The following is a 7,234-nucleotide window of genomic DNA, read 5'->3' on the forward strand; positions in this document are numbered from 1 at the left end:
GCTCAAGAAGGTGGCCTTGATCGCCTGCATGCGCAAGCTGATCACCCACCTCAATGCCATCACCCGGGACCACCTGAACGCTCAAAATCAGCCTCTCACTGCTTGACTTTCAACACGGTTACTCAGCTGACTTCAGCCTCCGTCGCGTCGGCGTAGGCCGACACCGGGATGCAGGCGCACTGCAGATGGCGGTCACCCCAGACGTTGTCGATCCGTCCCACCGGCACCCAGTACTTGTGGCTGCGCAGGGCCCGTACCGGGAAAGCCGCTTGCTCGCGGCTGTAGGCATGGGGCCAGTCGGCCCCGAGGGTGGCGGCCGCCGTGAAAGGAGCGGCCTTGAGCGGGTTGTCTTCGCGCGGCAGGGCGCCCTGCTCCACCTGGGTGATTTCACCGCGGATGGCGATCATGGCTTCGACAAAACGGTCGACTTCAGCGAGCGACTCGCTCTCGGTCGGCTCGATCATGAGCGTGCCGGGAACCGGGAAGCTCATGGTCGGCGCGTGGAAGCCGTAGTCCATCAGGCGCTTGGCGACGTCTTCGTTGCTGATGCCGCTGGCGTCTTTCAGGCCGCGCAAATCCAGAATGCATTCATGCGCGACGAAGCCGCTGTCGCCGGTGTAGAGCACCGGGAAATGGGGCGCCAGGCGACGTGCCATGTAGTTGGCGCTGAGGATGGACACGGCGCTGGCCGCAGTCAGTCCGGCGGCGCCCATCATGCGGATATACATCCAGGTGATGGGCAGAACCGAGGCATTGCCAAGGGCCGCGGAACTCACCGCACCCACCGCCTTGCCGGCGTCGCCACTGCTGGCGTGGCCGGGCAGGAAGGGAGCCAGATGCGCGCGTACCGCCACCGGACCGACGCCGGGACCGCCGCCGCCATGCGGGATGCAGAAGGTCTTGTGCAGGTTGAGGTGGGAAACGTCGGCACCGAACTCGGGCGGGCTCGCCAGCCCGACCATGGCGTTCATGTTGGCACCATCCACATAAACCTGGCCGCCATGCTGATGGACGATGTCGCAAATTTCGCGCACGCGCGGTTCGAACACGCCGTGGGTGGATGGATAGGTGATCATGCAGGCCGACAGCCGCGCCGCGTGCTGCTGCGCCTTGGCGCGCAAGTCGTCGAGATCGACGCTGCCTTGCGCGTCGCAGGCCACCACCACCACCTGCATGCCGGCCATTTGTGCCGAAGCCGGGTTGGTGCCGTGGGCCGACGAGGGGATGAGGCAAATGTCGCGCTGCGTCTCGCCACGACTCTCGTGCCAGGCATGGATGGCCAACAGACCGGCGTACTCGCCCTGCGAGCCCGCATTGGGCTGCAGGCTGACGGCGTCGTAGCCCGTGGCTTGCGACAACCATTGCTCCAGATCTGCGGCGAGGCGGGCATAGCCCCGGGTCTGCTCGGCCGGGGCGAAGGGATGGATGCTGCCGAACTCGGGCCAGGTGATGGGGATCATCTCGCTGGTGGCATTGAGCTTCATGGTGCACGAACCCAGAGGAATCATCGCCCGGTCGAGCGCGATGTCCTTGTCGGCCAAGCGGCGCAGATAGCGCAGCATCTCGGTCTCGCTGTGGTAGCGGCTGAACACCGGATGGGTGAGGTAGCTGCTGGTGCGGGCAAGCGCCAGCGGGTAACGCGGCGCCACACCCTTGGCATGGGCGGCGAACAGGCTGGTGTCCGGCTGGCTTGCGCCGCGCGCCTGGGCAAAGGCGCCCAGCACCTTGAGCAGATCCTCGCGCGTGACGGTTTCGTCGAGCGCAACGCCCACACGGTCGCTGCCGGCATGGCGCAGGTTGATGCCAGCTTGCTCGGCGGCCGCGTGCACCGCTGCGGTGTGGGCGCCTGTCAAGACCGTGAGGGTGTCGAAGAAGGCCGCATGCTGCAAGCACCAGCCTTGCGCCTGCAGCGCATTGGCCAGGATGACGGTGTAGGCGTGCACCCGCTGGGCGATGCGGCGCAGGCCCAGCGGGCCGTGATAGACGGCGTACATGCTGGACAGCACGGCGGGCAACACCTGCGCGGTGCAGATATTGCTGGTGGCCTTTTCGCGGCGGATATGTTGCTCGCGGGTTTGCAGCGCCAGGCGGTAGGCCGGCTGGCCGTGGCTGTCCACGCTCACCCCCACGAGCCTGCCGGGCATCTGGCGCTTGAGTCCATCGCGCACCGCCATATAGGCGGCGTGCGGGCCACCGAAGCCCAGCGGCAGGCCGAAGCGCTGGGTGTTGCCGACGGCAATGTCGGCGCCCAATTCACCCGGCGAAGCCAGCAGCGTGAGCGCCAGGATGTCGGCCGCGACGATGACCACGGCGCCCTGCGCCTTGGCCGCGGTGATGAGCGCGCGATGGTCGTGCACGCCGCCATCCACACCGGGATACTGCAGCAGCATGGCGAAATGCGGCACTTGCGCGGCTTGCGTGGCGGGGCCGACCACCACCTCCAGATCGAGCGGGCGCGCACGGGTGCGAATGACTTCCAGCGTCTGCGGCAGCACGTCGTCGGCCACGAACATGCTGCGGCTGGCGCTCTTGCCGCCACGCAGCGCCAGGGTCATGGCCTCGGCCGCGGCGGTGGCTTCGTCGAGCATCGAGGCGTTGGCCACGTCCAGGCCGGTCAGGTCGGTGACCATGGTCTGGAAGTTGATGAGCGCTTCCAGCCGGCCCTGGCTGATTTCCGGCTGATACGGCGTGTAGGCGGTGTACCAGGCCGGGTTCTCCAGCACATTGCGCTGAATCACGCCAGGCATGTGCGCGTTGGCATAACCCTGGCCGATGAAGCTGCGCATCACCCGGTTTTGTGTGGCGATGTGGCGCAGCTCGGCCAGCGCAGCCTCCTCGCCCACGGCGGCCGGCAACTCGAACGGCCGGGCGCGGCGGATGCCGGCAGGAATGACTTCGCGCATCAAGGCTTCCAGATCGGGCTGGCCCAGTACGCGCAGCATTTGCGCCTGCTCGGCTTCGCTCGGGCCGATGTGGCGGCGCTGGAAGGCGGCGGCGTCTTCCAGTTCGGTGAGGGTGGGTTCGGTTTGCATCAACATGGTGGAACTCGTCTTGGTCAGCGCCAGCATCTGGGCCGCAGCATGCGGCAGGCGATGGCAGGGAGGTTTTCAGGCGCCTTGCAACAGTTTGTCGTAGGCGGCCTGGTCCATCAGCGCGTCCAGCTGTGCGGGGTCGCTTGGGCGCATCTTGAAAAACCAGCCCGATCCTTGCGGATCGGAATTCGCCATCGAAGGATCGGCCACCAGGGCGTCATTGCCAGCGGTGATTTCGCCGGACAGCGGCATGTAGACGTCGGCCGCGGCTTTGACCGACTCGACCACGCCAGCCGTGTCTTTCTGCGCAAAGGTCTTGCCGACGGCGGGCAATTCGACGAACACCACATCGCCCAAGGCGTCTTGCGCATGAGCGGTGATGCCGACCGTCACGGTGCCGTCGGCTTCGAGGCGAACCCATTCATGGTCGGGGGTGTACTTGATGGTCATGGTGAACTCCGTGTCGGTCAATGTGGACATGAAAAACGATGAGGAAAAAAGCTGGCGAACTTCAGCGCGCAGGTTCAATTGCGCACATAGCCGTGAGGCGTGAACGGCATGGGGGCAACACGCATGGGCACCTGTTTGCCACGAACCTGCGCGAACAGGGCACTGCCGGGAACGGCCATGGCGCTTTCGACATAGCCCATGGCGACCGGCGCATTGGCCGTGGGGGTGAGGCTGCCACTGGTGACGCGCCCAAGCTCGCGGCCGCCGGCGTCCACCAGGATGGTGCCCTCGCGCACCGGCACGCGCTCTTCGGCGACGAGCCCGACGCGCTTGCGTGCCACGCGGGCCGGGTCGTCAAGCTGCGCGAGGATGACCTCGGACCCGGGGAACCCGCCGGCACGCGCCCCGCCTGTGCGGCGCACCTTCTGCATGGCCCATTGCAAGCTGGCCTCCACGGGCGTGGTGGTCTCATCCATGTCATGCCCGTAAAGACACAACCCGGCTTCCAGGCGCAGGCTGTCGCGCGCGCCCAGGCCCACGGGCCGCACGTCGGGCAGATCGAGCAAGGCGCGGGCCAGCGGCTCGGCATCCCGCTGGCGCACCGAAATTTCGACGCCATCTTCGCCGGTGTAGCCGCTGCGGCTGATGAACACGGGGTGCCTGCAGACGGACGCGGGCAACTCGAACCAGGCAGCGTCCATGAAGCGCAGCTTGGCCACGTCCGGCAGCAGGGTTTGCAGCGCCGCAAGCGCCTTGGGGCCTTGCAGCGCCATCAGCCCCTGGCCAGGCAGTTCTTCAATGCGGCAGCGCGCACCGATGCGCTCGCGCATCCACGCCAGATCCTGGGTCTTGCAGGCGGCGTTGACGATGAGGAAATACTCGCTGCCCTGACCGCCCTCGAGCGGACGGTGGGTCAGCATCAGGTCGTCGCGGATCCCGCCTGCATCGTCGGTGAAATAGCCGTAGCGCTGACGCCCCAGCGGCAAACCCGCCACGTCGATGGGGATGAGGCTTTCGAGCGCCGCCGCTGCATCCGGCCCGGAAATGCGCACCTGGCCCATATGCGAGACATCGAACAGACCGGCTGCGGCGCGGGTGTGGAGATGCTCGGCCATGATGCCCCCTGGATACTGCACCGGCATGGCATAACCGGCGAACGGCACCATCTTGGCGCCCAGCAACTGGTGCAGCAGAAATAAGGGGGTTTGCAGCAGGACGGGCTCGGTTTGGGCAGACACGCAAGGCTCCAATGGGGGCGGAAATCCACCAGAGCATGCCCTGGTGACGACGCCCCGCTGTCCTTGGTACCTGAGAGATTGACCGGGCGCCTCCGGCGCTCGGCTTGCCCCTTCGGTGGACGCCGCACATGCCGCGGGCGCCGCTCTCCAGTGAGGTAACCCGTGAGGGTGTCATCAGTCCTTTTGCCTGAGCGGTACACCCGGCGATCCCGGGTTTACGCCTTCGGCGGCCAAGGCGCCGCGCAACGGCACTTCGACTCTCTCCTGACGACAGCCAAGTTTAGCCCAAGCAAGCGGCTTATTTGCGTGAACGCATGCCCAGGGCCTTGCGTGCCTTTTCGTTGCGTTCCTTCTTGCGCTCGTCCATCCCGCGCATGGCGCGCTTTTGCGAGACGGCAAACATCGGATCGATGATTTCCCACCAGACGAAGACGATGGCCAGCGGGATGGCAATCCACCACCAGGACAGGGTCGCAAAGGGGCCGATCGCGGCAAACTTCAACCCCAGTAGCACGATTGCAACAACCAACACCCACATGACCGTTCTCCATTCATCAAGACCAAAATCAAAATCAGGATCAAAATGCAATCGTTTGCAGCATCATGACACGCAACGCAGCCCACGCGTCGGTTAGCATTCTCGCTGCTGTCGCGCCATTCATGCCGAGCATGTCAACCGCCTGCATGGCGTCGCGTTATAGCGCATAGCTTCGCTCAACCTTGGAGATCTGGAATGAAGAAGATTTTGATTGCTGTCGGTCTGGCTGTCGCCGCCGTGTCCCAAGCCAACGCTGCCGACATGATGGCTCTGGCCAAGTCCAAGAACTGCCTGGCTTGCCACGCGCTCGACAAAAAGCTCGTTGGGCCTTCGTACCAGGACATTGCCGCCAAGTACGCCGGCAAGCCCGGTGCCGAAGTCACCCTGGTGAATGCCGTGCTGCACGGTGTGTCCGGCGTCTGGGGCCCGGTTCCCATGCCTGCCAACCCCCAAGTGACCCCGGCTGAAGCCAAGGAATTGGTGACCTGGATTCTGAGCATGAAGAAATAATCATTCCCTCGGGAATGATTCTGCAAAACGGGAGTGCATCGCACTCCCGTTTTTTTGGTCCTTGCTGCAACCACTCAGCAAGCACCGCGACTATTTGCTGAGTGCTGTTTTCCGGCCCTCGGGGAAACTTGAAATCGTGATGGCGGGATCGACAAGTTCACCATCCCGGTTGAAGCGAATGTCGGTCTTGGTCACGCCGTCATAATCCAGATGCCTGATGTCATGCCGATAGACCGCTGGATGCGTCGACCCAGCCTTCATCATCGCGTGCGCCAGCACCATGGTGGCGTCGTAGGCATAGGGTGAATACAGTTGAAACGCGTTCGCGCCGAATTGGGCGGTGAAGCGTCGTTGCCAGGCCTCTCCACCAGGCATGCGTGATAGCGGAACGCCGCCATCGGCACAAATCACGTCCGAATTCGCCGCTGCGCCTGCAAGCCTGGCAAGTTCCGGGGTGCAGATCCCATCGCCCCCCAGCAAGCGCGCCTTGATGCCCATGCCGCGCATTTGCTGCAGCATGGGGCCAGCTTGCGCAGCCATGCCCCCAAAAAAAACCACATCCGGATTCATGGTCTTGATCTTGTCCAGCAGGCTGCTGAAATCCATGACGTTGGCCTGGATGGTTTCGTGCGCTTCGATCTGCAGGCCCACCAGTCGGGCCACGCGCGAAAAGGCATGGCTCACGCTGATGCCATAGGTGCTGCGATCATCCACGACGACCACGGTCTTGGCCTGCAGGCCCTTCTCGGCATACAGCGCCAGACCGGCACCAATGGCGTAATCGTTGGCGATGATGCGGTAGAACGTATCGAACCCTTGCTGCGCGAGTTTGGGGTCGCTGGATGAGGGCGTGATTTCGGGAATGCCCGCCTTGAAGTAAATCGGCGAAGCCGCCGCCGTGCAACTGGAATCGAGATGGCCAACCACGCCGTTCACATGCGCGGCGACAAACTTCCGCGCCACCTCGGCAGCACGCTTCGGGTCGCCGCGATCATCCTGGGCGTCGAGCACCCACACAACCGGCCGACTGGCGATCGAGATGTGCTGACGGTTCAACGCGTCGATGGCCAGGCGCACGCCGTCGGTGTTGTCCTCGCCATAGGCCGCCTGCGGCCCTGTCAGAGGAGCGGCGCTGCCGATCACCACGGTGACCGGAGGAGCCTGGCTTTGCCCGACGGGCTGACTGGATGCGGCAACAGGAGCCGGCGCGCCTTGAGCCCAGCCCAAAAGACAAGCCCAAACAGCGAGAACGATCGACGAACGGGACGCGAATGTCATGGGGAATCGTGCGAGAGCGGTTGTCCGGCATTGTGCAATGCAAAGCTGCCCCGCACGCACAAATCGGCATAGGGGGCGGCTCGTCAGAGCCGCACCCCTGCCACACCACCCGGCGTGCGGGTCCGCACCGGGCGGTTCGCGAGCTTGAGGTCATGAGAGTCGAGGCAGTCCGAGGGCATCGAAGTAGG

At 64.7% G+C, this 7,234-nt stretch carries 6 protein-coding genes, 1 pseudogene and 2 riboswitches; of the genes and pseudogenes, 2 read left to right on the forward strand and 5 right to left on the reverse strand.

From position 1 onward, the window contains the following. Positions 1-106, forward strand: a pseudogene (locus ACYCUK_RS22215) (IS110-like element ISCARN26 family transposase); the annotation flags it as partial. A 16-nt stretch (positions 107-122) separates the two neighbouring features. Here ACYCUK_RS22215 and gcvP read toward each other — a convergent pair. From gcvP to ACYCUK_RS22235, 4 genes are all read right to left on the reverse strand, one after another. Continuing rightward, positions 123-3,038, reverse strand: a complete 2,916-nt coding sequence (gene gcvP, locus ACYCUK_RS22220; protein WP_461596790.1) for an aminomethyl-transferring glycine dehydrogenase — start codon at positions 3,036-3,038, stop codon at positions 123-125. A 69-nt stretch (positions 3,039-3,107) separates the two neighbouring features. After that, a complete protein-coding gene (gene gcvH / locus ACYCUK_RS22225) occupies positions 3,108-3,482 on the reverse strand; it encodes a glycine cleavage system protein GcvH (protein ID WP_461596791.1) in 375 nt (124 codons plus the stop codon). 74 nt (positions 3,483-3,556) lie between these two features. Beyond that, positions 3,557-4,720, reverse strand: a complete 1,164-nt coding sequence (gene gcvT, locus ACYCUK_RS22230; RefSeq protein ID WP_461596792.1) for a glycine cleavage system aminomethyltransferase GcvT — start codon at positions 4,718-4,720, stop codon at positions 3,557-3,559. Between the two features lie 47 nt (positions 4,721-4,767). Beyond that, positions 4,768-4,881: riboswitch (glycine riboswitch) on the reverse strand. Positions 4,882-4,885: 4 nt separating this feature from the next. Beyond that, positions 4,886-4,997: riboswitch (glycine riboswitch) on the reverse strand. A gap of 21 nt (positions 4,998-5,018) precedes the next feature. Then, on the reverse strand, positions 5,019-5,309 hold the full coding sequence (locus ACYCUK_RS22235) for a TIGR04438 family Trp-rich protein (RefSeq protein ID WP_233224487.1): 291 nt from the start codon (positions 5,307-5,309) through the stop codon (positions 5,019-5,021). A 144-nt stretch (positions 5,310-5,453) separates the two neighbouring features. Between ACYCUK_RS22235 and ACYCUK_RS22240 the strand changes: the two genes are divergently transcribed. Beyond that, on the forward strand, positions 5,454-5,768 hold the full coding sequence (locus ACYCUK_RS22240) for a c-type cytochrome (protein ID WP_461596793.1): 315 nt from the start codon (positions 5,454-5,456) through the stop codon (positions 5,766-5,768). A 90-nt stretch (positions 5,769-5,858) separates the two neighbouring features. Here the strand turns inward: ACYCUK_RS22240 and ACYCUK_RS22245 are convergent, their stop codons facing one another. After that, positions 5,859-7,046: a branched-chain amino acid ABC transporter substrate-binding protein gene (locus tag ACYCUK_RS22245; protein WP_461596794.1), complete on the reverse strand. Its 1,188-nt coding sequence runs from the start codon at positions 7,044-7,046 to the stop codon at positions 5,859-5,861. Between the last annotated feature and the right edge of the window lie 188 nt (positions 7,047-7,234).

It is taken from the genome of Thiomonas sp., assembly GCF_054608695.1.

Bases quoted from the DNA above. Each gene is read 5' to 3' on its own strand.
- gcvP (WP_461596790.1), bottom strand. From the start codon at position 3,038: ATGTTGATGCAAACCGAACCCACCCTCACCGAACTGGAAGACGCCGCC.
- gcvH (WP_461596791.1), bottom strand. From the start codon at position 3,482: ATGACCATCAAGTACACCCCCGACCATGAATGGGTTCGCCTCGAAGCC.
- ACYCUK_RS22240 (WP_461596793.1), top strand. From the start codon at position 5,454: ATGAAGAAGATTTTGATTGCTGTCGGTCTGGCTGTCGCCGCCGTGTCC.
- ACYCUK_RS22245 (WP_461596794.1), bottom strand. From the start codon at position 7,046: ATGACATTCGCGTCCCGTTCGTCGATCGTTCTCGCTGTTTGGGCTTGT.